This is a genomic window from Streptomyces sp. NPDC050703 (assembly GCF_040654435.1).
Classification (GTDB): Bacteria; Actinomycetota; Actinomycetes; order Streptomycetales; family Streptomycetaceae; genus Streptomyces.
Window position 1 is genome coordinate 17,550 of the sequence record NZ_JBFAHX010000029.1, and the last position, 24,100, is coordinate 41,649.

Sequence of the window (24,100 nt, forward strand, 5' to 3'; positions counted from 1 at the left end):
CCGTAGGCGTTGCTGATCGGCTGATAAATCGAAACTCCGGGTCTGACCGAAAAGAGGCGCGCGCCAATTGGCGGCCCTGCAATTCTCGCTCGCCACACACGTCCCCATGGATATCCGGGGTTCCGGATGCGGTCCGTGGTTTTCGGACACTGTGCCCCTGGCATGTGCACGGCGGGAAGGGGGACGGGGCAGGACCGCGACGGGGTGAGCGGCGCCGCAAGGAGTTTTCTGCCAACTTCCCGCCGTCTTGCGGGACATGCGCCTCCGGTATCCGCCGGGCCCGGCCGGTGGCGCGTGTTTTCCGCCGTCGCCGGGTGATCCGGACAGGGAAACGGCTCGACGGACGGGTGTTTTCGGGGCGCGTGATACGGAACTGTTCGATCCGGATGAGCCGGGCCGTCTGATCCGGAGGGGCAGGGCCGCGACCGCCGGAGCCGAGGTGTCGCGTGGGCCCGGCACGCGTCACGCGGGCGCCGGATGAGGCGCGAAGGCCCGTACGCGGCACGGTTGTACGCCTGACGCCTCGTGTGGCTAGGGTGCCAGGGATGTCTCGCACCGACGCAGTACCCACGAACTTGGTAAGACGCGGGATCGCCGCTCCGGGTTGCCTCCGGGAGGCGCCGTGAGCGACACCGTGCGTCTGCCCGGCCGCCATCGCGCCCCGCTCCCCGGGGCCGCCCCGCTCCCCGATGCCGCCCCGGCACCCGCGCCGAGACCGGCGGGGGCGCGGGGCACCGGCCGGGGACGGCACAGCAGGGCGCGGACCGCGGGCGCGCAGGCCCCGGGCGCGGGCGGGCCGAAGCCGGGCAAGCAGCGCGACGCCTTCTTCGACAACGCCAAGTACCTGGCCATCGTCCTGGTCGCCATGGGCCACGCATGGGAGCCGCTGCGCGCCGACAGCAGGGCGGCCGCCGCGCTCTACATCACCGTCTACGCCTTCCACATGCCGGCGTTCATCGTCATCTCCGGCTACTTCTCCCGCGGCTTCGACGCGAGCCCGGGGCGCGTCAGACGCCTGGTGACCGGTGTCGCCGTGCCGTACGTCCTCTTCGAGGCCGCGTACACCGTCTTCAAGCGCCGGGCGGGCGGCGACCCCACGTATCCGATCAGCCTGCTCGACCCCTGGTACCTCACCTGGTTCCTGGCCGCGCTCTTCGTCTGGCGGCTCTCGACGCCCCTGTGGAAGGCCGTGCGGTGGCCGCTGCCGTCGGCCCTCGCCGTGGCCGCGCTCGCCTCCGTCTCGCCCGACATCGGCGACGACCTGGACCTCCAGCGGGTCCTGCAGTTCCTGCCGTTCTTCGTGCTCGGCCTCGTCCTGAAGCCGGAGCACTTCCAGCTCGTGCGCCGCCGCGAGGTGCGGCTGCTCTCCCTGCCGGTCTTCGCCGCGGCTCTGCTCTTCGCGTACTGGGCCGCCCCGCGGATCAGCGCGGCCTGGTTCTACCGCCGCGACAGCGCGCAGGAGCTGGCCGCTCCGGGGTGGACGGGCGTCCCCATGACGCTCGCGATGTTCGGCTGCTCGGTGCTCCTGGTGGCCTGCTTCTTCGCGTGGGTGCCGCGCGGGCACAGGTGGTTCACGGTGCTCGGGGCCGGCACGCTCTACGGCTACCTCCTGCACGGCTTCCTCGCCAAGGGTTCCCGCTTCTGGGACTGGTACGAGGCCGACTGGACGCACCAGCCGCTCGGCGCCGTCGCCGTCACGCTGTTCGCCGGCGCGGTGATCACCCTCCTGTGCACCCCGCCCGTGCAGCGCCTCTTCCGCTTCGCCATGGAGCCGAAGATGGTGTGGGCCTTCCGGCGGGACGCGGCGGAGCTGCGCGAGTCCGGGTGACCCGGCGGCTCCGATGGCCCCGCGGCGAGGGCGGTGCGAAGCTTTTCGAAGGAGGCTTCGGCCCGCCCGCGCGCGCCGCGGAGGCGTGAACTCCGGTGTACGGGACACCCGCGTGGGCCAGGGGGCACCCGCGTGGGCGGCCCCGGCGCGCGGTCACCGACGAGAGGAGCCGGAATGTCGAATCCACAGCAGCCCGAGCTGAGACGCAGCGGGAAGGGCGGCGCCACTCCCCAGGAGAGCGGTTCCGCGAAGGCGGCCGAACCCGGGAACCCGCAGGGCAAGGGCGGCGGCGCGCACGGCACGGACCGCGGCGCGAAAGGCGGCGGAAAGGGCGGCGGAAAGCCCCCGGAGCAGCAGCCCGACCACCCTTGAGCGAGACCGGCGGTATGTCCGCCCGCCGGTAATCACCGTCCGGCGGTAATGCCCATCGACCGGTGATTCCCGCGCGGCGGTAATCCGTGCGGCCGTTATCCGACCCGGCCGTGATAGGGACGCGCGGCGACCCGGCGAGGCCATTCCGGCGTCGCCGGGTCGCGCCTGCCCGTCCATTCACGCGAGGCGGCCCGGGTCCACACCGTCGACCGTGTTGAAAAGGGACACCGCCAGCTATATTTCGGGCCGGGCGGGTACAACCCCTGTATGGAGACAATGGAACTCGCAGCATCGTCCACCGCCCACCTGCTGATGTGGCTCGCCGGTCTCGTCGTGGTCGGCGTCCTGCTGAGCGCCTTCTTCTTCGGGCGGCGCGCCCAGGCGCGGCAGATCAAGCCCCCGAACCCCGCTGAGCAGCCGAAACGTCCGTACGACGGTCCGGTCAGGGAGGAGCGGGAGTACCGCGAGCCGAACGAGATGCCGCACGACGGCAGGCGTCTGCTCCCGCATGAGATCCAGGGGGGATACGGCAACTGCAGCAGCCATCCCTCCGAATCGCAGGACCCGGAGGACCACAGGAAAAGCAGTGGGGGCGGCGGCTTCGGCAGCGGCGGACTCGGCTGATCCGGTGGCCGCGCCCGTCCCGTACGGACGCATATGAATGCGCCTGTTCGCGGCGTCGCCGCCTTACGCGTACCCATAGCCGCAAGGACATCACCAGGGCATCGAAAGGGGCGGCCCGAATTCTCCCAGGAATCCTTCTGGAGTCCGGTCGGTATCCGGTCGGAATCCGGGCGGAATCCGATCCAAGGCCCCGCCACTGCCTCTCCCGCGGTGGCGGGGCTTTCTGCTGGGAAGGGCGCCGCCCGCGGCGCCCTTCCCGCTCCGTGCGAGTCACCCGGATGCCGTACGCCGCGTAGCCGTCTCCGTCCGTGTCGCAGAGGCTGATCGAGAACTCGGCGCGCCGTTGCGACGCCGGCGACCGGTGGTCGGCAGCTCACCACGCGCCGTCCCCGCGCACGGAGGAGACCTGGATGACCACAGCTCTGTCAGGGAACTGGGAACACGCCGTCGTCACCGGCGGAGGAGGTTTCGTCGGCTCACACCTGTGCGCCGCCCTGCTGGCGGCCGGCACCGACGTCACCTGCGTGGACGACTTCAGCACCGGACGGCCGGAGAACCTCGCGCCGCTCATGGAGCGCCCCGGCTTCACGCTCATACGGGCGAACGTCGCCGAGGGCCTCGGCGTCGACCGCCCGCCCGACCTGGTCCTCCACTTCGCCTCCCCGGCGTCGCCCGCCGACTACCTGCGCCTGCCCCTGCACACCCTGGAGACGGGCAGCCTCGGCACCCGCAACGCCCTCCGGCTCGCCCACCGCACCGGCGCCCGCTTCCTGCTCGCCTCGACGTCCGAGGTCTACGGCGACCCGCAGCAGAACCCGCAGGACGAGCGGTACTGGGGCCACGTCAACCCGGTCGGACCGCGCAGCGTGTACGACGAGGCCAAGCGCTTCGGCGAGGCCCTGACCACGGCGCACGCCGAGGCCGAGGGCACCGACACCGGCATCGTGCGCCTGTTCAACACCTACGGGCCCCGCATGCGCGGCCACGACGGCCGCGCCGTGCCGACCTTCGTCCGCCAGGCCCTGGCCGGGGAGCCCCTGACCGTCACCGGCGACGGCAACCAGACCCGCTCCCTCTGCTATGTCGACGACACGGTGCGCGGCATCCTCGCGGCGGCGGCCCACGGGATGCGCGGCCCGGTCAACATCGGCAACCCCGCCGAGATCACGATGCTGGAGCTCGCGCGCCTCGTCATCGACCTCGCGGGATCGCGTTCGGAGATCCGTTTCATCGACCGCCCGACGGACGATCCGGCCGTCCGCTGCCCGGACATCACCCTGGCCCGCGACAAGCTCCAGTGGGAGCCGAGCGTCGACGCGGCGGACGGCCTCCGGCGCACCATCGACTGGTTCCGCGCGACAGCGGACCGCTGACCGAGCGGCCGGGGCCCCGGCACCGCGCGCCCCCTACGGGAAGCCCGCACGCCCCGACCCGGCTCGGCCATGTCGCCCGTCCCCCCCGGTCGCGCCACGCGCCCGCCTCAGGGCGCGTGCCGAGGACCGCCGAAGAAAGCCCGGTTCCCCCATGCGCATCCTCGGAATCAACGCCCTCTTCCACGACCCCGCCGCCGCCCTCGTCATCGACGGCCGCACCGTCGCCGCCGCCGAGGAGGAGCGGTTCTCCCGGCGCAAGCACGGCAAGCGCCCCGTGCCGTTCTCGGCCTGGGAGCTGCCCGAGCAGGCCGCCGCCTGGTGCCTGAGCAGGGCGGGCCTCCGCCCCCAGGACCTCGACGCGGTCGCCTACTCCTACGACCCCGGCCTCGCGAGGCCCGCCGAGTCGATGGGGCTCGACGACCCCTGGGACCACCTGCGCCAGACGTACGCCCGTGAGGCGCCCGGCTTCCTCAAGGCCGCCCTGCCGGGACTCGACCCGGCCATCGTCCGCTTCGTACCGCACCACATGGCGCACGCCGCGTCCAGCGCCTTCGCCGCGCCGGGCGCCGAGGACTCCTCGGTGCTCGTCCTCGACGGCCGCGGCGAGCGCGCCTCGCACCTCGCGGCGCGGCGCGTGGGCAACGAACTCCGGGCCCTGTACGCGCAGGACCTGCCGCACTCCCTCGGCCTCGTCTACGAGGAGCTGACCGGGCACCTCGGGTTCCTCCGCTCCTCCGACGAGTTCAAGGTCATGGCGCTCGCCTCCCACGGCACGCCGCGCATGCTCCCCGAACTGCGCAGACACGTGTACCCGACCGGCGACGGAGGGTTCCGCGCCACCGCGGTGCCCTGGCACGAGCTCTGCCCGCCCCGCGGCGCCGACGAGCCGTGGACGCAGGCCCACGCGGACGTGGCCGCGAGCGCCCAGGCCGTCCTGGAGGAGACCCTGCTCGACCTGGCGCGCTGGCTGCACGGCACGACGCACGACAGCGTGCTCACCCTCGCCGGCGGCGTCGCCCTCAACTGTGTCGCCAACTCCCGCATAGCCAGGGAAGGCCCCTTCTCCCAGGTGTGGGTGCAGCCCGCGGCCGGTGACGCGGGCACGGCACTCGGCGGCGCGCTGCTGCTCACCGCGGGCGAGGGCGTCGAGCCGGAGCCCATGACCGGCGCCGACCTCGGCCGCGACTGGACGGACGCCGAACTGGGCGCCTGGCTGAAGACGGCCGCCGTCAGCTTCGAGCGGCCCACCGACATCGCGGAGACCGTGGCGCGGGCGCTGGCCGACAACCGGATCGTCGCCTGGTTCCAGGGCCGCTCCGAGTACGGCCCGAGGGCGCTCGGACACCGCTCCCTGATGGCCCACCCCGGGCACGCGGGCAACCTGGAGCGCCTCAACGACGTCAAGGGCCGCGAGCAGTTCCGCCCGGTCGCCCCGATGGTGCTCGCCGAACGCGCTTCGGAGATCTTCGACGGGCCGCTCCCCAGCCCGTACATGCTGTTCGTGCACGACGTGGCCCCTTCCTGGCGCGAGCGCATCCCGGCCGTCGTGCACGTGGACGGCACCGCCCGCATCCAGACCGTCGACCCGGCGCGCGAGCCCCTGGTCGCCCGGATGCTCGGCGCGTTCGAGCGGCTGACCGGGCTGCCTGTCGTGGTCAACACCAGCCTGAACACCGCGGGCCGCCCCATGGTGGACGATCCGCGCGACGCCCTGGAGTGCTTCGGCTCCTCGCCCGTCGACCTCCTGGCCATCGGCCCGTACGTGATCCGCCGCCAGGACCTCTTCCGCGCCGACGAGGGCGGTGGCGCCTGATGGCCCCGCGTGCGCGAGACGACGCGGGCACCGAAGGGCGGTACGCGGTGGTGATCCCCACGCTCGGCCGGCCCAGCCTCGGCGCGACGCTGCGCGCCCTCGCCGACGCGACGGGACCGAAGCCGCAGAGCGTGATCCTCGTCGACGACCGCCCGCACACGCACGGCACCACCCCCCTGCCGGTCGACGTCCCCACCGCCCTGCGCCAGGTCACCGCCGTGGTGCCCGGCAGGGCGCGCGGCCCCGCCGCGGCCAGGAACACCGGGTGGCGCGCGGCCCTGCGGGTGCCCTGGGTCGTCTTCCTCGACGACGACGTGGTGCCGGGACCCACCTGGTGCGACGACCTCGCCCTCGACCTCGCCGCCGCCACCCCCGCCAACGGCGCCGTCACCGCCCGCATCGACGTGCCGCTGCCCGCCGACCGCAGGCCCACGGACTGGGAGCGCAACACCGCGGGGCTCGCCACCGCCCGGTGGATCACCGCCGACATGGCCTACCGCCGCGAGGCGCTCGAAGCCGTCGGCGGCTTCGACGAGCGGTTCAGGCGCGCCTTCCGCGAGGACGCCGACCTGGCGCTGCGGGTGCTCGACGCCGGCTGGACGGTGGCTCGCGGGGCCCGCTCCACGGCCCATCCGGTGCGCCCGGCGGGCCGCTGGATCTCGCTGCGGCTCCAGCGGGGCAACGCCGACGACGTGCTCATGACCCGGCTGCACGGCCCCGGCTGGTGGACCCGCGCCGCCGCGCCCCGCGGCAGGCTGCCCCGGCACCTCGCGGTGACCGCCGCGGCCGCGGGCGCCCTGGCCTGCGCCGCGCTGCGCAGGCCGGGGGCCGCCACCGTCTGCGCCGCCGGATGGCTCGCAGGCACCGCCGAGTTCGCCCTCGCCCGCATCCTGCCGGGGCCCCGTCACCGCGAAGAGGTCCTCGCCATGGCCGTGACCAGCGCGCTCATCCCGCCCGCCGCGACCTGGCACTGGCTGCGCGGCCACGTCACGCACCTCGGGGCGGCACCCCTGCGCCCGGTGTCGGGACCGCCGGTGCCGCCGGGCGTGCCGCGCGGGCCCCTCGCCGGGGAGCAGGTCCGCCGATGAACCGGCACCCGGCCGCGCGGACCCGGCCGCCCGGCACCACCGCCATCGCCGAGACCGCCGACGGACCGTGGCTGATCGAAGGACCCGCCCCGCCCCGGCACGCCCGGCCGCGGGACGCGGGGCCCGGCCTCCCCGCCGCCGTCCTCTTCGACCGCGACGCGACCCTCGTCGTCGACGTGCCCTACAACGGCGACCCCGCACGGGTGCGGCTGATGCCGGGCGCCCGCGAGGCCGTCGACGCCGTACGGGCGGCGGGCGTCCCCGTCGGCGTGGTGAGCAACCAGTCGGGCGTCGCGCGCGGCCTCCTGTCGCGCGCCCAGGTCGACGCGGTACGGCGCCGCGTGGAGGAACTGCTCGGCCCGTTCTCCGTCTGGGCGATCTGCCCGCACGGCCCCGGCGACGGCTGCCGCTGCCGCAAACCGGAGCCCGGCCTCGTCCTCGCCGCGTGCGCGCGGCTCGGCGTGCCCGCCGCGCACACCGTCGTCATCGGCGACATCGGCGCCGACGTGGACGCCGCCCGCGCCGCCGGGGCCCGCGGCGTGCTCGTGCCCACCCCGGTCACCCGCGCCGAGGAGACCGTCGCCGCGGACGCCGTGGCCCCCGACCTGCTCACCGCCGTCGGCCTCGCCCTGGGCGGCGGGACCGCCCGCCCGCTCGGCGTGCCGCCGGGAGAGGGGGAGCGGCGATGAACGGCTCCCGCGCCCCGCTGCCGCGCACCCTCGTGGTCCGCCTGGACAGCGCCGGTGACGTGCTGCTCGCCGGGCCCGCCGTGCGGGCGGCAGCGGCCGGTTCCTCGTACACCACGCTGCTCTGCGGACCCCAGGGCGCCGACGCGGGCAGGCTGCTGCCCGGCGTGGACGACGTGCTCGTGTACGACGCCCCGTGGGTGGGCCTCGACCCGGCGCCGGTGACCCGCGAGGCGACGCGGCGGGTGATCGACGCCGTGGCCGCCCGCTGCTTCGACCACGCCCTGGTGCTCGTCTCGTACCACCAGAGCCCGCTGCCCACGGCCCTGCTGCTCAAGCTGGCCGGGGTCGGCCGGACCGCCGCCGACAGCGAGGACTACCCCGGCGGCCTCCTCGACCTGCGCCACCACCGGCTGCCCCACCGCCACGAGGCGGCGGCCGCCCTCGACCTCGCCCGTGCCTGCGGCTTCGACCTGCCGCCCGGCGACGACGGGGCGCTGCGCGTGACGGCGCCCCCCGACACCACCGCCCTCACCGGGCACGAGCCGTACGTCGTGGTCCACCCGGGAGCCGCCGTGCCCGCCCGCGCCTGGAGCCCCGAGCGGGCACGGCGTGCCGTGGCGGCGCTCGCCCGCGCGGGACACCGCGTGGTCGTCACCGGCGGCCCCCGGGAGCGCGCGCTGACCGCGCTGGTGGCCGGACGGCACGGCCTCGACCTCGGCGGCGCCACCGACCTGCGGCACCTCGCGGGCGTCCTCGCCGGGGCGCGCGCCGCGGTGGTCGGCAACACCGGGCCCGGCCATCTCGCCGCCGCCGTCGGCACACCCGTGGCCAGCCTGTTCGCCCCCGTGGTGCCGGCCGAGCGCTGGGGCCCCTACGGCGTGCGGCACGTGCTGCTCGGCGACCAGCGCGAGCGGTGCGCGGACAGCCGGGCCCGGACGTGCCCGCTGCCGGGCCACCCCTGCCTCGACGGTGTCGGCGACGCCGAGGTGCTCGCCGCCGTGGCCGAGCTCACCGACCCCGCCGACCGGGCGGGCCGCCGGGACCCGGCGACCGCCCTGCCCCACCCGCCGACCGGACCGGGCCACGCGCCGGGGACGGAACGAGGAGCGACCGTATGAACATCCTGCTGTGGCACGTGCACGGCTCCTGGACGACCGCGTTCGTGCAGGGCCCCCACACCTACCTCGTCCCCGTCACACCGGACCGCGGCCCCGACGGCCTCGGCCGCGCCCGCACCTTCGCCTGGCCCGACTCCGTACGGGAGGTCACCCCCGGGGAGCTGCGCGACGCGGAGGTGGACCTGGTCGTCCTCCAGCGCCCGCACGAGCACGGCCTTGCCGAGCGGTGGCTCGGCGGGCGCCGCCCGGGACGCGACGTGCCCGCGGTGTACCTGGAGCACAACGCGCCGGACGGCGACGTGCCGGACACGCGGCACCCGTGCGCCGACCGCGACGACCTCACGCTCGTCCACGTCACGCACTTCAACCGGCTGTTCTGGGACAACGGCGGCACGCGCACCGAGGTCATCGAGCACGGCATCGTCGACCCCGGCCACCAGTACACCGGCGCCCTGGCCCGCGCCGCGGTCGTCGTCAACGAACCCGTCAGACGCGGCCGTTTCACCGGCACCGACCTCCTGGCCGACCTGAGCGAGGCGGCGCCCCTCGACGTCTTCGGCATGCGCACCGAGGGCCTCGCCGCCCACCTCGGCCTCGCCGAGGACCGCTGCCGCACCGCCGACCTGCCGCAGGGCGAACTCCACGCGGCGCTCGCCCGGCGCCGCCTGTACCTGCACCCGGTGCGCTGGACGTCGCTCGGCCTGTCCCTCCTGGAGGCCATGCACCTGGGCATGCCCGTCGTCGCGCTCGCCACCACCGAGGCCGTCGAGGCCGTCCCGCCCGGCACCGGCACCCTGTCCACCCGCCCCGAGGTCCTGGCGCGGGCGGCCCGGCACTACCTGGCGGAACCGGAGGCGGCGGCCGAGGACGGCGCCCGCGCCCGCCAGGCGGCACTCGAACGGTATGGACTCAAGCGCTTCCTCGCCGACTGGGAGCGCGTGATGACGGAGGCCCGCTCATGACCTCGTCCCTGGACCCCTTCGACCCCGGCACCTTCGGCGCGGGCCCCGGCGGCCCCGGCACCGGGCCCGTCGCCCCCGGCACCCTGTCGATTGCGCTCGTCTCGGAACACGCGAGCCCGCTCGCCGCACTCGGCGGCGTGGACGCCGGCGGCCAGAACGTGCACGTCGCCTGCCTCGCCGGCGCCCTCGCCGACCGCGGCCACCGGGTCACCGTCTACACCCGGCGCGACGCGCGCGACCTGCCCGACCGGGTGGCGCTGCGCGACGGCGTCGAGGTGCACCACGTGCCCGCGGGCCCGTCCGAGCCGATCCCCAAGGACGAACTCCTGCCCCACATGGACGAGTTCGGGCGCTACCTGGCCAGGAGCTGGCGCAGCCGCCCGCCCGACCTCGTGCACTCGCACTTCTGGATGTCGGGGCTCGCCTCGCTCCTCGCGACCCGCGGGACCGGCCTGCCGCTGCTGCACACCTACCACGCGCTCGGCACGGTGAAGCGGCGCCACCAGCGGCTCGCCGACCCCAGCCCGCCGCGCCGCGTCGCCCTGGAGACGGAGGTGGGCCGCGGCTGCCACCGCGTCATCGCCACCTGCCGCGACGAGGTCGCCGAGCTGGGCCGGATGGGCATACCCGCCGCCAAGGTCGGCATCGTGCCCTGCGGCGTCGACACCGACCTGTTCACCCCGCACGGCCCGGTCGCCGGGCGCGGCCCGCTGCCCCACCAGATCCTCCAGCTGGGGCGGCTCGTCCCGCGCAAGGGCGCGGCGGTCTCCGTCGCCGCCCTCGCCCGGCTGCCCGACACCGAGCTGGTGATCGTCGGCGGGCCGTCCGCCGACCGGCTCGACCAGGACCCCGAGGTGCGCAGACTGCGCGCCCTCGCCCGCGAGGCGGGCGTCGCCGACCGGGTCCGCTTCACCGGCGGGGTACCGAGCGCGGACGTGCCGCCGCTGCTGCGCGCCGCCGACGTCGTGGTGTGCCCCGCCGACTACGAGCCGTTCGGCATCGTCCCGCTGGAGGCCATGGCGTGCGGCAGGCCCGTCGTCGCCAGCGCCGTCGGCGGACAGCTCGACACCGTCGCCGACCCGGCCACCGGGCGCCTGGTGCCGCCCCGCGACCCCGACGCCCTCGCCCGCGCCGTCGCCGAACTCCTCGCCGACCCCGCCGGACGTGAGGCGGGCGGCGAGGCGGGACGCCGCAGGACCCTGCGCCGGTACGGCTGGCCGCGGGTCGCCGCCGCCACCGAGGCCGCCTACTGCGAAGTGCTCGACGCGAGGCCCGTCGTGACCGGCGTCGGCGCGGTCTGAGCCCGGAGCGGACCCGTCGGACCAGAAAGCCCGGCGGCCCATCAGAAGGAGGTGCGGGCCCGCCGCCGTCCCCCATGGACGGCCGGCACGCCCGAACAGCATGAGCGAATTCTCTGCACTCGACGCCGCACATCTGCACTGCCGTTCCCTGGAGCGCGCGATCGTCCGGCTGCGCCGGGACGGCCTCGGCCGCATCGCCGAGTGGGGCGGCGGACTGGCCGCCGCCCTGCGCGCCGGGAACCGGCTGCTCGCCGCGGGCAACGGCGGGAGCGCCGCCCAGGCCCAGCACCTGACCGCGGAGCTGGTCGGCCGCTACCAGCGCGAACGCCCCGCGTACTCGGCGATCTCGCTGCACGCCGAGACGTCCGCCATGACGGCCATCGGCAACGACTACGGATTCGAGCACGTCTACGCCCGGCAGGTCACCGCCCACGGCAGACCGGGCGACATCCTGCTGCTGCTCTCCACCTCGGGCCGCAGCGCCAACCTCATCACGGCGGCCGTGGCGGGGCGGGCCGCCGGGCTGCGCGTCTGGGCGCTCACCGGACCGGGACCCAACCCGCTCGCCGAGGCCGCCCACGACTGGCTCGGCGTCACCGGCGAGACCACGGCGACCGTGCAGGAGGCCCACCTCGTCGCCGTCCATCTGCTCTGCGAGGCGTTCGACGCGGCCGTCGCCGAACCGGCCGGGGCCGCGGTGGGCCGCGCCGCGCCGAGTGTCCTCCGGGTCAACGGGAGCGTGTCATGAGGAAGAACACCGGCCCCAAGCCGCTCGTCGTCGTCGGGGACGTCCTGCTCGACGAGGACATCGAAGGCGTCGCCACCCGGCTCTCGCCGGACGCCTGCGCCCCCGTCGTCGACGTCACCGTCGACCGGCGCCACCCCGGCGGCGCCGGTCTCGCCGCCGCGCTCGCCGCCCGCGGCGGACGCCAGGTGACCCTGGTGACCGCGCTCGGCGACGACCCCGCGAGCGAGGCCGTGCGCCGCGAACTCCACGGCCGCGTGCACCTGGTGGAGCTGCCGCTCGAAGGCACCCTGCCGGTGAAGACCCGCGTCATCGCCTCCGGACGGCCGCTGGTCCGCATCGACCGGGGCGGCGGCACACCGGGCGAGCCCGACGCCGCGGTGCGCGAAGCGCTGGCCGGGGCGCACGCCGTCCTCGTCGCCGACTACGGGCGGCACACCGCGAGCGCCGTACGCGAACAACTGGCGGCCGTCACCCCCCGTACGCCCCTGGTGTGGGACCCGCACCCCAGGGGCGACGACCCCGTGCCCGGAGCCAGGCTCGTCACCCCCAACGCCGCCGAGACCCGCGCCCTGTGCGGAGGCGACGACGAGACGCTGCGCGCCTACGCGGCGCGGGGCACGGAGCTGGCCGACCGCTGGCGCGTCTCCGGGGTCGCGGTGACCCTCGGCGACCGCGGCGTCCTGCTCACCCGCCCCGGCACGGGCACGCCGATGCTCGTCCCCGCCCCCTACCGCGCCACCGGCGACCCGTGCGGCGCCGGTGACTGCTTCGCCGCCACCACGGCCGCGGCGCTCGCGGACGGCGCGCTGCCGGAGGAGGCCCTGCAACGGGCCGTCGCCGAGGCCGCCGCGTTCGTCTCGGCGGGCGGCGCGACGAACCCCGCCCTGTGGCGCACGGCGCCCGCGGCCCCGCCCGAGGAGACCGCGGGCATCGACGCCTTCACCCTCGTGGAGCGGGTACGGGCGCGCGGCGGCACGGTCGTGGCGACCGGCGGCTGCTTCGACCTGCTGCACGCCGGCCACGTCGGCCTCCTGGAGAGCGCCCGCCGCATCGGCGACTGCCTGATCGTCTGCCTGAACTCCGACGCGTCCCTGACCCGCCGCAAGGGCCCCGGCCGCCCCCTCAACCGCCAGTCCGACCGCGTCCGCGTCCTTGAGGCCCTCGGCAGCGTCGACGCGGTGGCGGTCTTCGACGAGGACACCCCGCAGCACCTCCTGGCCAAGCTCCGCCCCGACGTCTGGGTCAAGGGCGGCGACTACTCCGTCCAGGACCTGCCCGAGGCGGAGACCCTGCGCGAGTGGGGCGGCCAGGCGGTGGTCCTGCCCTACCTGGACGGCCGCTCGACGACGCTGCTGGCCCGCAGGGCGGCCGCCGTCGCGGCGTCCCCGACCCGGGCGGAGGCCCCCTGACGTGGGCGGCGACGCCGACCGCCCCCGGGTGCTCGTGCTGCGGGCGCTGGGACTGGGGGACCTGCTGGCCGCCGTACCCGCGCTGCGCGGCCTGCGGAGGCGGCTGCCGGGGCACGAGATCGTGCTCGCCGGGCCCGCGCGCCTGGCCGCGCCCGCCGCCGCGACCGGGGTGGTGGACCGGCTGCTGCCGGCGTCCGCCGCGGGGCGCGCGGTGCCCGAGAGCCTGCCCTGGACGGGGCCCCCGCCCGACCTCGCCGTGGACCTCCACGGCAACGGCCCGCCCAGCCATCTGCTGCTCCACCGGCTCCGCCCCCGCGGGCTCCTCGCCTACGCGCACCCCGGGACGCCCGGCATCGAGGGCCCCGTGTGGCGGGAGGACGAGCACGAGCGGGACCGGTGGTGCCGGCTGCTCTCGTGGTACGGGATCGACGCCGACCCCGCCGACGTGCGCATCCCCTGGCCCGCGACGCCCTCACCGGCGCCCGGCGCGACCGTCGTGCACCCCGGCGCCGACGCGGGCGCCCGCCGCTGGCCCCCCGAGCGGTTCGCCGCCGTGGCGCGTCGGCTGCGGGCCCGCGGGCACCGGGTCGTGGTGACGGCGGGGGCGGGGGAGGGGCCGCTCGCGCGGCGCGTGGCCGCGGCGGCGGGGCTCCCGGCGGACGCCGTGCTCGGCGGTACGGCCGACGTGCCGTTCGACGCGCTGACGGCGCTGGTGGCGCACGCCCGCTGCGTGGTGGTCGGGGACACCGGGCTCGCCCATCTGGCGACGGCGCTCGGCACCCCCTCGGTCGTCCTGTTCGGCCCGGTGGCCCCACGCCTCTGGGGCCCGCCGGCCGGCCCGCGCCACCGGGCGCTGTGGCACCCGCACGGCGACGGATCGGCCCGGCCCGGCGACGCCCACGGCACCGAGCCGGACGAGCGCCTGCTGCGGATCACCCCGGAGGAGGTCGTCGCGGCGGTGGGGGCCCTCCCGGCCCCGGATCGCTCCGCGCCGCCGGAGCCGCGGTGGCGCCGGACGGCGGGGGCCGCACGGCCGTAGCGGCCACCGCGCCGCGCCGGAGGGATCAGGCGGCGGTGCCCAGCGCGGGCCGGGGCGCGGCCTCGTGGGCGTCCGTGCGGACCAGTACCGGCACCGTGCCGCGGCGCCCGCGCAGCAGGAAGCCGCCGCCGATCGAGCCGGCGACCAGGAGGCCACCGCCGATCAGGGCGCCGCGGGCACCGGCCAGCTCCATGAGGAGGCCGAGCGCGGGCGGGCCGCCGAGACCCCACGCGGTGCTGATGCTGCCCCACACGCCGAGGACACGGCCGCGCAGATGGGCGGGCGGGTCGGTCTGGAGGACCGTCGTGCCCGCGGTGTCGGAGATCGACTCCACGACGGCCATCGGCAGCACAAGGACGAGCAGCACCGCGAAGGTGGGGGAGAGGCCCGCAAGGACCTGGAGCAGTCCGCCCGCGGCGGCCAGCGTGCCCACCAGGCGCACGGAGGGCTTGCGCAGCCGGGCGCCGAGCACCGCGCCGACGATGCCGCCGACCGCGAGGACCGTCGAGACCGTGCCGAACGCCCCGGCGCTCCCGGCCAGCGGCCCGGTGACGAGGACGACCAGCGTGAGGTTGTAGTTGCGGCCGAAGACCGCGCTGATCCCGGTGATGCCCGCGAGGGCCACCAGGCGGGGCCGCCGCATGAAGAAGGCGAGGCCCTGCCGCACGGTCATGTCCTCGCCCACCGTCGCCCGCGCGGGCGCGGGCCGCTCGGCCACCGCGCCGCGCACCGCTCCGTACGCGGGACGCAGGAAGGGGATGACCGCGGCCACGAAGAGGAACGACACACCGTTGGCGGCGTAGGCCGCGGCCGTGCCGAGGAAGCCGACCGTGACACCGCCGAGGGCGGCGCCCGCGAGCCGCCCCGCGCTGTGCACGAGCGAGCCCACGCCGATGGCGGAGGGCACGTCCTGCGGGGGCACGAGGTCGTTGCCGAGGAGCGCGCACGCGGGCCCGTCGACCGTGGCGATGACGCCGGTCACGGCGGCGAGCGCCATGAGCACGGTCAGGTTGAGCCCGCCGCACGCCACCAGGACGGCCGTGGTGAAGGCGACGGCGCCGAGGAGCGCCTGGCTGACGGCGGCCGTGAGCTTGCGGGGCCAGCGGTCGACCGCCGCACCGCCCACGACGCTCATCAGGAGCGCGGGCGCGGCCTGCACGGACATGGACAGGCCGGTGGCCGCGGCGGAGCCGGTGATCTGCAGCACCAGCAGGTTCTGCACGGTGAGCTGCATCCACGTACCGGCGTTCGACACGAAGTTCGCGACCGACCACCAGCGCATGCTGCGGTACTTCAGCGACCGCCACGGCGACCGGGAGGCGTCCGCGGCCGGTGCGTCAGGGGCCGATGTGTGAACGGGGGCGGACGGGGCAGGAGAGGCAGGGGGAGAAGAAGGCACAGGCGTCTCGGGGCTCGGGCGAGTCGGCGGGGACTCAGGCGTGGTGCCGGCGGAGGTCGGGGACGCGCGGCTCTGCGCGGTCACTCCACCGGATGCGTGCGGGCGCCGTGTCGCCGAGAGGGCGTCTCCTGGCCGGCGTCACGTCGTCGCGATCGCTCCGGAGTACGGCGATGACCATGGTGGCAGACGGTTCCGAAGCGCTTCTTCCGCGCCGCCGGACGCGGCTGCCGGGCGGAGCGGCGAAAACGGTCAACTGCCGCCACGTGCAAGCTGTTTGGTGCTTCTGGTGTGCTTGCTCACACGCTTCCGCGGGCGCCTCCGCGGGACCCCGGGGCCCCCTCGCGCGGTGACGCGGGACACAGCCCGCCGACGCTCGTCGCGACCGCTCCCGAGGTGCCGTGCGGCGCCCTCCGGGTCACAGTGGGAGGTGGTGCGGTCACCCAGCGCGAAACGCCCGCACCCCGGACTACGGAAGGCACGGCATGGGCGCCCCTACAGATCCCGACCTCCACGGCAGGCGCGCGCTCGTGACCGGCGCGGCCCGCGGCCTCGGCGCCTCGATCGCCCGGCGGCTGGCCGCGGCCGGGGCCGGCGTCCTGGTCGCCGACGTCCGCAAGGACCTCGCCGTGGAACTGTGCGCGGAGCTGACCGCCGACGGCGGCGACGCCCGCTTCGTGGAGATGGACGTACGCGACGCCGTGGGCGTGGCCGGGGCCTTCCGCGACCTCGACGAGACGGGGGAGCCCGTCGACATCCTGGTCAACAACGCCGCCGTGGACGTCTCCAAACCGATCGAGCACCTGACGGCCGACGAGGTGACCCGGGTCGTGGAGACCAACCTGCTCGGGCCCATGTACCTCTGCCTGGAGACCTACCGCCGCATGATCGCCCGCGGCGGCGGCCACATCGTGAACATCCTGTCCACCGCGGCCAACCGGACGTGGACCGAGGCGGGCCCCTACGCGTCGGCCAAGTCGGGGTTGCGGGCGTTCACGCACACCCTCTTCAAGGAGGCGCAGCGCGACTGCACGGGCATCGGCGTCACCGGGATCATCGCGGGCGGCATGGAGACCCCGTTCATCCTGGAGCGCTTCCCCGACGCCGACGTCACGATGCTCCAGAGCCCGGACATCGTGGCCGACACGGTCCTGTACGCGCTCTCGGTCCCCGTGGGCAGCGTGGTGGGCGAACTGGTCGTCGTGCCCCGCAGGGAACCGTCCTGGCCCTGAGCTGCCGTGTCACTCACGAGGCGCCCGGCGCCCCGGCGGGCCATCGGCGAAAGAAGGTGCTCCCATGCGTCCTCCCACGAGCCGTCACACGAGCCGGCACACGGGTCCCCCCGGCGCGGAGGCGATGTTCTCCATGGCGCCCGTGGCCCCGCCGCCCTGGCGGCGGGCCATGGTGACCGCCGGTGCCGGATTCCTCGGCTCGCACCTGTGCGAGCGCCTGCTCGACGCGGGCGTCGAGGTCGACTGCGTGGACGACCTGCCGCTCGCCGCCGCCCCCGACGTCGCCCACCTCGCGGAGTACCCGCGCTTCCGCCACCTGGAGCGGAACCTCGCGCGGCCCGGTACCCCCGACGCCCTCCCCGGCCCCTACGACCTCGTGCTGCACCTGGCCTGTCTCGCCTCCGCCGCCGCGTCGCGGCAGCGCCCCCTGGACGCGCTCGACGCCGCGAGCCTCGGCACCCGCAACGCGCTCGCCGTGGCCGGCAGGGACGGCGCCCGGTTCCTGCTGGCCTCCACCTGCCACGCCGAGGGCGCCCCGGCCCCGCCCGGCACCCACGACGAGTCCCGGCGCTTCGCCGAGACCCTGACCACCGCCTTCGTGAGCGCGGAAGAGGCCGACGCGGGCATCGTGCGGGTCTTCCCGGCGTACGGACCGCGCATGGGGCCCGCCGACGGCCTCATGATCCCCGAGCTGATCCGGCAGGCCCTCGACGGCGAACCGCTCACCGTCCCCGGCGACGGCAGCCTCGCGCCCTCCCTCGCCTACGTCGACGACACGGTCGACGGCGTGCTCCTGGTGGCCGCGAGCCGGTCGGTGCGGCCGGTGGACATCGGGGGCGACGACGGCACCACCGTGGCCGAGATCGCCCGCAAGGTGCTCGCCCTGACCGGCTCCGACGCACCCCTGCGGTACACCGGCACCGACGTGCCGGAGCCGCCCCGCCCCCTGACCGGCTTCGCCCACGAACTCTTCGGCTGGACCCCGAGGACCGACTGGGACGACGGCCTGAAGCGCACCATCGCCGACCTCGTCGACCGCCGCGCCGCCCGCCGCGTGGACGGGCACCGCGGCGTACCGGGCTCGGCGGGGGGCACACGCCATACGTGTTCGTGGTGACCGCTCGGCGGTGACCCCTCAGTGGTGACAGGGAGGATGCGGTCGTGAAGGCGCTGGTGGTGTTCCCGGACAGCATGTCCGGAGTGCTTCTCGCGGGGCCGGCGGTCCGCGCCGTCGCGGCCTCGGCCGACCATGTGACGGTGCTGTCCGGACCCCGCGGCGCCCCCGCGGCCCGGCTGCTGCCCGGCGTCGACGACGTCCTCGTGGACGACGCGGACCCGGACGGACCGCGCGGGCGGCTCGCGGAAGCGGCGTTCGACGCCGCGCTCGTACTGACCCCGCCCGAGGAGAGCCCGCCGCCCGCCGCACTGCCGCCCCGGACAGCGCACGTGCCCCGCGCCGGGGGCGACGGTCGCGGCGGGTACGACGCCGGGGCGGCGCTCGCCACGGCCGCGGCCCTCGGCTTCCACCTCCGGCACGGCGACGACGGCGGGCTCCGCGTCCACCCGGCCCCCGACACCACCGGCCTCACCGGCAACGGCCCGTACATCGTGCTGCACCCGGGCAACGGCACCCCGGCCCGGGCCGGGCGCGCGGCCGAGGCGGTCGCCCTGCTCGCCGACAGCGGCCAACGCGTCGTCGTCACCGGCGGACCGGAGGAGAGAGGACTGACCCGGCGGGTCAGCGGTGACACCGCCGTCGACCTGGGCGGGCGCACGGACCTGCGGACCCTGTCGGGCATTCTGCGCGCCGCCGACGCCGTCGTCACCGGCAGCCCCGGCCCGGCGGCCCTCGCCGCCGCCGCGGGCACGCCGGTCGCGCTCCTCGGCGACGAGGACGGCCCCGGCGGCACAACCCCCGACGTGGTCCGCGCGGTGCGGGAGCTGCTGACGCCGCAGGGCTGAGGGTCAGCCCGAGCGGTCCGCCGACGCCGCGGCCGTGGCGGGCTCCGCCTGGTCGCGGCCCCGCAGGTGGTAGACGTTGAACGCCTTGCGGATGACCGGCTGGGCCACGTTGCGCACCGGCACGCCGCCGCTGGTCATCCCGTGTTCGGTGCCCGCGTGCGCGTGGCCGTGGACGGCGAGGTCGGCGCCCACCGCGTCGACGGCCTCCGCCAGCAGATAGCTGCCGAGGAACGGGTAGATCTCCAGGGGTTCGCCCGCGAGGGTGTCCGGCACCGGGGCGAAGTGCGTGAGCGCCACCCGGGTCTCGCAGCCCTGCTCGGCGAGGCCGGTGAGGGAGGTGCGCAGCCCGTCGGCGCAGCGGCGGGTGTACCGGATGAAGTCCTTCATCATGCGCTCGCCGAACTCGCTGCCGCAGCGCCCGACGAACCCCCCGCCGAACCCCTTGGTGCCCGCGACGCCCAGGCGCGCCCCGTCGACCTCGACGACCGTCCCCTCGCCTTCGAGGACCCGTACGCCCGCGTCGCGCAGGATCGCGGTGACCTCGTCGGGCCTCTCGTCGTGGTGGTCGTGGTTGCCGAGCACGGCGATGACGGGGACCGGCAGGTCCGTGACCTCCTTGGCGACCACCCGGGCCTCCTCCGGCGTACCGTGCCGGGTGAGGTCCCCGGCCAGGAGCAGCAGGTCGGCGCAGTCCGGCAGGGTCTCGAAGGCGGGCCTGAGCACTCCCTGGCTGTCGAGGCCCATGTGGATGTCGCCCACGGCTGCGACGCGGATCATGACAGTTCCTCCGGGTGGTCCGGGGCCGCCGTCCCGGCGACCACGATGTCGCAGTGGACCGTGAGCCCGTCCAGCTCCTCGCGCACGGTGCGCAGGAGTTCCTCGCGGCAGTGCGCCGTGGGCACGGTTCCGGCGACCGTGACGGACGAACCTCGGTTCTCCACGCGCAGGCCCAGCTCGCCCTGTTCCTCGGCGGCGAGCCGTTCTTGCAGGTGGGCGATGCGGTACTCGATGTTGTCGGGGTCGTTCATCGGGCTCCTTCCGGCGGTGCGACGACGTGCAGGCGCTCCAGCAGATAGAGGAAGGCGGCCGGCATCGGAGCGTCGTGGCAGTCCCTGCGCACCGTCTCCCAGTCGACCATCTCGCGCAGCTGCCGCGCGATCGGCAGGACGGCGCCGAAGTCGCAGTGGTGCTCGGAGAAGGCGGCGAGCAGGGCCCGCATCAGGTCGGTGGGCGCGAGGACGGGCATCCGTACGGAATCCACCGGCAGTTCGGTGGCCCGCGCCAGCAGGTCGGCGGTGACGGGCTGGTGGGCCAGCTCGAAGATGAGGTCGATGTCCTGGCCCAGGCACTTGGCCTTGAGCAGCCAGTCCTCGGGCGGCTGGTACACCGTCAGACCGGCTTCGGCGAGTGTCGCCGCGACCGCTTCGGCGTCCTCCGGCTTGATGCAGAAGTCGGCGTCGTGCTGGAGGTTCCCCGCCCCGCCGTGCGCGTACACGGCCACGCTGCCGGCGAGGGCGAAGTCGTGGCCATTCCTCTTCAGGAGGGCGCCCACCTGCTTGGTCGCCTCCAGGATCGCCTGGTTGAGGTCGGGCGGAAGTTCCTCCGCCGGGACGTCGTGCCGCGCTTCGTTCACCCCGATGGGCCCGCCGGCGGGACGCAGCTCGGTGACCGGCTGCTGTCGCTCACCAGCGTCGTGGTCGGAAGTGGCGTTCTCTGCGTTCCGCGTCACCTGCTGCTCCGTTTCCGGACGCCGGCCGCCGCACTGACGGTGCGGGCCGGCCGTCTGAGACGATCCCTGCTCCAGGCAGACCCGGTACCCGGTCCGCGGGCTTCGACACGGGCCACTTCGCCGCCGGGCCCCGCGACGCGCGGGGCCGCGGGATGTCTCACTCCCCTTATACCGCGAGGTCACCGAGGCCACCTCCCCGACGGGTTCAGGGCCGCCGCCAGGCGTCGCTGTGGAGGTGGGAGCCGGCCTGCGGGCCCATCCGGACCATGCCGCCGTCGGCGACGTACGAGGCGCCGGTCACGTACGAGGCGTCGGGGCCGGCGAGGAACGCGATGACGGCCGCGATCTCACGGGCGTCACCGGGGCGGCCCAGCGGGATGCCGGGGCGGCTCTCGGTGTGCGGGTCGGTGTCCTCCTGGCCGGTCATGGGCGTGGCGATCTCACCGGGGGCCACCGCGTTGACGGTGATCCCGTGCTCCGCCAGCTCCAGGGCCATCACCTGGGTCAGCAGCCCGAGTCCGCCCTTGGCCGCGCAGTACGGGGCCGCGCCCACGCGGGGCTGGTGCTCGTGGACGGAGGTCACGTTGACGATCCGGCCGCCGTCGCCCTGCCGGATCATGCGGCGCGCGGCGTGCTGACCGCAGAGGAACGGGCCGATGAGGTCCACGTCGACGACGCGCCGGATGTCGTCGTGGCCGAGGTCGACGAACGGTGTCGCGGTGCCCGTGCCCGCGTTGTTGACCAGTACGTCGATCCGGCCGAGACGCTCGGCGAGCCGGTCGACCACGGCCGCGTCCCCGGGCAGCCTGCTCAGGTCCATCCGGGCGATCTCGGCGCGCCTGCCGTGGCCGCGCACCTCCGCGGCGGTCTTCTCTGCGCCCTCCTCGTCGGTGTGCCAGGTGATCCCGACGTCGAGGCCCGCCGCGGCGAGCCGGACAGCGGTGGCGCGGCCGATGCCCGAGTCCGCGCCGGTGACGACGGCCGCCCTGGCGGGGGGAGCGGTGGGGTCGGTCATGGGGTCTCCCTCGGCTTGTCGGATGACGGTGGGGCGATCGGGTACCCGGGGGTGCACGACACGAACGGACACGGCCGCCGCCCCGGGTGACCATGGACATACCGGAATGTACCGGGATTGATGGAAGGCGTGACGCATGAGCGAGAACACCCCGTCGCAGGCCGAGGGTGAGCGGGACACGGACACCGACGACGTGGACGGGACGGCCCCGGAGGAGCGGACCGGCCCGCCGCGCACGACCCCTTCGCAGGCGGAAGGGGACGACGAGGAGGACACGGGCGACACGGACGGGTGAGCGCGCACCGCTCAACCCGAACCGGCCGCAGCCCAGGACAGCCAGCGAGCAGAGTCATCATCACCAGGCACGGAACACGTGCCGATCACGGGTCGAAGGAGTCGACGCAGTGACCGACGTATCGAGCAAGGGCCCCGCCCCGGACGACGACCGGGCCACGCTCACCAACCGGCAGGGCCACCCCGTCCACGACAACCAGAACCAGCGCACCGTCGGCGCCCGCGGCCCGGCGACGCTGGAGAACTACCAGTTCCTAGAGAAGATCAGCCACTTCGACCGCGAACGCATCCCCGAGCGCGTCGTCCACGCCCGAGGCGTCACCGCGTACGGCTTCTTCGAGGCGTACGGCACCTTCGGCGACGAGCCGATCGCCCGCTTCACCCGCGCCAAGCTCTTCCAGGAGCGCGGCAAGCGCACCGACGTCGCCGTGCGCTTCTCCACCGTCATCGGCGGCCGCGACTCCTCCGAGGCGGCCCGCGACCCCCGCGGCTTCGCCGTGAAGTTCTACACCGAGGACGGCAACTGGGACCTCGTCGGCAACAACCTCGGCGTCTTCTTCATCCGCGACGCCATCAAGTTCCCCGACGTCATCCACGCCCTCAAGCCGGACCCCGTCACCTTCGAGCAGCAGCCGCGCCGCATCTTCGACTTCATGTCGCAGACGCCCGAGTCCATGCACATGCTGGTCAACCTGTTCAGCCCGCGCGGCATCCCCGCGGACTACCGCCACATGCAGGGCTTCGGCGTCAACACCTACAAGTGGGTCAACGAACAGGGTGAGTCGCTCCTGGTCAAGTACCACTGGATGCCCAAGCAGGGCGTGCGCAGCATGACCGAGGAGGACGCGGCCAACGTCCAGGCGCAGGGTCTCGGACACGCCACCAAGGACCTGTACGAGGCGGTCGGGCGCGGCGACCACCCCGAGTGGGAGCTGCTCGTCCAGGTCATGGACGACCACGACCACCCCGAGCTGGACTTCGACCCGCTCGACGACACCAAGACGTGGCCCGAGCAGGACTTCCCGCCCAAGGCCGTGGGCCGGATGGTGCTCGACCGGATGCCGGCCAACTTCTTCGCGGAGAACGAGCAGATCTCCTTCGGCACCGGCGTCCTGGTCGACGGCCTCGACTTCTCCGACGACAAGATGCTGGTGGGCCGCACCTTCTCCTACAGCGACACCCAGCGCTACCGCGTCGGCCCCAACTACCTCCAGCTCCCCGTCAACCAGGCCAAGAACGCGGACGTCCGCACCAACCAGCGCGACGGCCAGATGGCCTACCACGTCGACGGCGGCGGCGAGAACCCCATCGTCAACTACGAGCCGTCCATCACCGGCGGCCTGCGCGAGGCGCAGTACCCCACCCTCGACGAGCAGGGCCCCGAGATCCGCGGCAGGCTCACCCGCAAGCGCATCCCCCGCACCAACGACTACCTCCAGGCGGGCCAGCGCTACCTCCTGATGGAGCAGTGGGAGCGCGACGACCTCGTACAGAACCTCGTCGGCATGCTCTCCCAGTGCAACCGGCCGGTGCAGGAGCGGATGGTCTGGCACTTCCTGCTCGTCGAGAACGACCTCGGCCTCAAGGTCGGCGAGGGCCTCGGCATCGGCCCCAAGGACGTCGCGGGACTCCAGCCGCTGGCGAGCCAGGACCTCACCGAGGAGGACCGCAAGCGGCTCGCGAACCTCGGCGAGAACCCGCCCCGCGACGTCGAGGGCCTGACCATGACGCACTGCGTCCCCGACGAGCGTCACGTCGTCTCGCGCTGAGGACGGCCATGGTGCGGCGGAAGCGGTACGCGGTGGCGGCCTCCGGGCAGTGGGTCGACGAGGAGGAGGGCCGCCGCAGGCTGCCCGCGGGGGAGGCGCACGCCTGGGAGCAGGGCCGCAACGAGACCGTGTGCGGACTCTCCCTGAGCCGCTCGCAGCTCACCCGCTTCCCCCACGTGCCGTGGACCGACGCCATCCCCGAGTCCGGCGGCGCGGCCGACCGCGTCCAGCGGCTCTGCCGGCGGTGCGCCTCCGTCGCCGGACGCACGGGGGCCGATGCCCGGCCCCCGTGGCGGCGGGAGAACCCCCGCCCATAGGGAGCCGGGCACCGGCCCGACG

The 24,100-nt window shown here is 75.2% G+C and carries 25 protein-coding genes; 20 read left to right on the forward strand and 5 right to left on the reverse strand.

The features are described from left to right. Positions 1 to 622 precede the first annotated feature (622 nt). The 13 genes from AB0I16_RS24555 (at position 623) to AB0I16_RS24615 (ending at position 14,364) form a co-directional block, all read left to right on the forward strand. Positions 623 to 1,828 (forward strand): acyltransferase family protein, encoded by a 1,206-nt coding sequence (locus AB0I16_RS24555; protein ID WP_363251681.1) that lies wholly within the window; start codon positions 623 to 625, stop codon positions 1,826 to 1,828. A gap of 174 nt (positions 1,829 to 2,002) precedes the next feature. Beyond that, positions 2,003 to 2,200 (forward strand): hypothetical protein, encoded by a 198-nt coding sequence (locus tag AB0I16_RS24560; RefSeq protein ID WP_363251682.1) that lies wholly within the window; start codon positions 2,003 to 2,005, stop codon positions 2,198 to 2,200. A 276-nt stretch (positions 2,201 to 2,476) separates the two neighbouring features. Continuing rightward, positions 2,477 to 2,824: a DUF6479 family protein gene (locus AB0I16_RS24565; protein WP_363251683.1), complete on the forward strand. Its 348-nt coding sequence runs from the start codon at positions 2,477 to 2,479 to the stop codon at positions 2,822 to 2,824. Positions 2,825 to 3,234: 410 nt separating this feature from the next. Continuing rightward, the gene (locus AB0I16_RS24570) at positions 3,235 to 4,197 is read left to right on the forward strand and encodes an NAD-dependent epimerase/dehydratase family protein (RefSeq protein WP_363251685.1); all 963 of its coding nucleotides are present in this window, start codon (positions 3,235 to 3,237) and stop codon (positions 4,195 to 4,197) included. Positions 4,198 to 4,348: 151 nt separating this feature from the next. Further along, the gene (locus tag AB0I16_RS24575) at positions 4,349 to 6,010 is read left to right on the forward strand and encodes a carbamoyltransferase C-terminal domain-containing protein (RefSeq protein WP_363251686.1); all 1,662 of its coding nucleotides are present in this window, start codon (positions 4,349 to 4,351) and stop codon (positions 6,008 to 6,010) included. Then, positions 6,010 to 7,098: a glycosyltransferase gene (locus AB0I16_RS24580; RefSeq protein ID WP_363251687.1), complete on the forward strand. Its 1,089-nt coding sequence runs from the start codon at positions 6,010 to 6,012 to the stop codon at positions 7,096 to 7,098. The genes AB0I16_RS24575 and AB0I16_RS24580 overlap by 1 nt, the downstream gene beginning before the upstream one ends. Next, positions 7,095 to 7,787 carry an HAD-IIIA family hydrolase gene (locus AB0I16_RS24585; protein ID WP_363251689.1) on the forward strand — a complete coding sequence of 231 codons (693 nt, stop codon included), beginning with the start codon at positions 7,095 to 7,097 and terminating at the stop codon, positions 7,785 to 7,787. Before AB0I16_RS24580 ends, AB0I16_RS24585 begins: the two co-directional genes overlap by 4 nt. Then, positions 7,784 to 8,905, forward strand: coding sequence for a glycosyltransferase family 9 protein (locus tag AB0I16_RS24590; RefSeq protein WP_363251690.1), 1,122 nt, complete (start codon positions 7,784 to 7,786; stop codon positions 8,903 to 8,905). Before AB0I16_RS24585 ends, AB0I16_RS24590 begins: the two co-directional genes overlap by 4 nt. Next, positions 8,902 to 9,867, forward strand: a complete 966-nt coding sequence (locus tag AB0I16_RS24595) for a glycosyltransferase (protein WP_363251691.1) — start codon at positions 8,902 to 8,904, stop codon at positions 9,865 to 9,867. Before AB0I16_RS24590 ends, AB0I16_RS24595 begins: the two co-directional genes overlap by 4 nt. Then, complete coding sequence (locus AB0I16_RS24600; RefSeq protein WP_363251692.1) at positions 9,864 to 11,168, forward strand: glycosyltransferase; 1,305 nt, start codon at positions 9,864 to 9,866, stop codon at positions 11,166 to 11,168. The genes AB0I16_RS24595 and AB0I16_RS24600 overlap by 4 nt, the downstream gene beginning before the upstream one ends. Before the next feature lie 100 nt (positions 11,169 to 11,268). Further along, a complete protein-coding gene (locus AB0I16_RS24605; RefSeq protein WP_363251693.1) occupies positions 11,269 to 11,916 on the forward strand; it encodes an SIS domain-containing protein in 648 nt (215 codons plus the stop codon). Further along, a complete protein-coding gene (gene rfaE2 / locus AB0I16_RS24610) occupies positions 11,913 to 13,325 on the forward strand; it encodes a D-glycero-beta-D-manno-heptose 1-phosphate adenylyltransferase (RefSeq protein WP_363251694.1) in 1,413 nt (470 codons plus the stop codon). Before AB0I16_RS24605 ends, rfaE2 begins: the two co-directional genes overlap by 4 nt. A gap of 1 nt (position 13,326) precedes the next feature. Further along, positions 13,327 to 14,364 (forward strand): glycosyltransferase family 9 protein, encoded by a 1,038-nt coding sequence (locus AB0I16_RS24615; protein ID WP_363251695.1) that lies wholly within the window; start codon positions 13,327 to 13,329, stop codon positions 14,362 to 14,364. A 25-nt stretch (positions 14,365 to 14,389) separates the two neighbouring features. On the opposite strand, the gene AB0I16_RS24620 is transcribed toward AB0I16_RS24615, so the two are convergent. Continuing rightward, entirely contained in the window at positions 14,390 to 15,646 is a 1,257-nt protein-coding gene (locus tag AB0I16_RS24620) for an MFS transporter (RefSeq protein ID WP_363251696.1), read from the reverse strand. On the opposite strand from AB0I16_RS24620, the gene AB0I16_RS24625 reads away from it, so the two are divergent. From AB0I16_RS24625 to AB0I16_RS24640, 4 genes are all read left to right on the forward strand, one after another. Next, positions 15,588 to 15,719 carry a hypothetical protein gene (locus tag AB0I16_RS24625; protein WP_363251772.1) on the forward strand — a complete coding sequence of 44 codons (132 nt, stop codon included), beginning with the start codon at positions 15,588 to 15,590 and terminating at the stop codon, positions 15,717 to 15,719. The two genes, AB0I16_RS24620 and AB0I16_RS24625, sit on opposite strands and share 59 nt — an antisense overlap. Positions 15,720 to 16,245: 526 nt before the next feature. Beyond that, a complete protein-coding gene (locus AB0I16_RS24630) occupies positions 16,246 to 16,992 on the forward strand; it encodes an SDR family oxidoreductase (RefSeq protein WP_363251697.1) in 747 nt (248 codons plus the stop codon). A gap of 64 nt (positions 16,993 to 17,056) precedes the next feature. Then, the gene (locus AB0I16_RS24635) at positions 17,057 to 18,109 is read left to right on the forward strand and encodes an NAD-dependent epimerase/dehydratase family protein (protein WP_363251698.1); all 1,053 of its coding nucleotides are present in this window, start codon (positions 17,057 to 17,059) and stop codon (positions 18,107 to 18,109) included. Positions 18,110 to 18,153: 44 nt separating this feature from the next. Continuing rightward, positions 18,154 to 18,954: a glycosyltransferase family 9 protein gene (locus AB0I16_RS24640; protein WP_363251699.1), complete on the forward strand. Its 801-nt coding sequence runs from the start codon at positions 18,154 to 18,156 to the stop codon at positions 18,952 to 18,954. A gap of 3 nt (positions 18,955 to 18,957) precedes the next feature. Here AB0I16_RS24640 and AB0I16_RS24645 read toward each other — a convergent pair whose 3' ends face one another. From AB0I16_RS24645 to AB0I16_RS24660, 4 genes are all read right to left on the reverse strand, one after another. Then, complete coding sequence (locus tag AB0I16_RS24645) at positions 18,958 to 19,731, reverse strand: metallophosphoesterase (protein WP_363251700.1); 774 nt, start codon at positions 19,729 to 19,731, stop codon at positions 18,958 to 18,960. Then, positions 19,728 to 19,982 (reverse strand): hypothetical protein, encoded by a 255-nt coding sequence (locus AB0I16_RS24650; RefSeq protein ID WP_363251701.1) that lies wholly within the window; start codon positions 19,980 to 19,982, stop codon positions 19,728 to 19,730. Before AB0I16_RS24650 ends, AB0I16_RS24645 begins: the two co-directional genes overlap by 4 nt. Further along, entirely contained in the window at positions 19,979 to 20,593 is a 615-nt protein-coding gene (locus tag AB0I16_RS24655; RefSeq protein ID WP_363251767.1) for a nucleotidyltransferase family protein, read from the reverse strand. The genes AB0I16_RS24650 and AB0I16_RS24655 overlap by 4 nt, the downstream gene beginning before the upstream one ends. 295 nt (positions 20,594 to 20,888) lie before the next feature. Continuing rightward, positions 20,889 to 21,698 carry an SDR family oxidoreductase gene (locus tag AB0I16_RS24660; RefSeq protein ID WP_363251702.1) on the reverse strand — a complete coding sequence of 270 codons (810 nt, stop codon included), beginning with the start codon at positions 21,696 to 21,698 and terminating at the stop codon, positions 20,889 to 20,891. A gap of 136 nt (positions 21,699 to 21,834) precedes the next feature. Here AB0I16_RS24660 and AB0I16_RS24665 point away from each other — a divergent pair, with 136 nt between their 5' ends. From AB0I16_RS24665 to AB0I16_RS24675, 3 genes are all read left to right on the forward strand, one after another. Then, positions 21,835 to 21,993 carry a hypothetical protein gene (locus AB0I16_RS24665; protein ID WP_363251703.1) on the forward strand — a complete coding sequence of 53 codons (159 nt, stop codon included), beginning with the start codon at positions 21,835 to 21,837 and terminating at the stop codon, positions 21,991 to 21,993. Between the two features lie 109 nt (positions 21,994 to 22,102). Next, on the forward strand, positions 22,103 to 23,761 hold the full coding sequence (locus AB0I16_RS24670; protein ID WP_363251704.1) for a catalase: 1,659 nt from the start codon (positions 22,103 to 22,105) through the stop codon (positions 23,759 to 23,761). An 8-nt stretch (positions 23,762 to 23,769) separates the two neighbouring features. Then, entirely contained in the window at positions 23,770 to 24,078 is a 309-nt protein-coding gene (locus AB0I16_RS24675) for a hypothetical protein (RefSeq protein ID WP_363251706.1), read from the forward strand. Positions 24,079 to 24,100 lie beyond the last annotated feature (22 nt).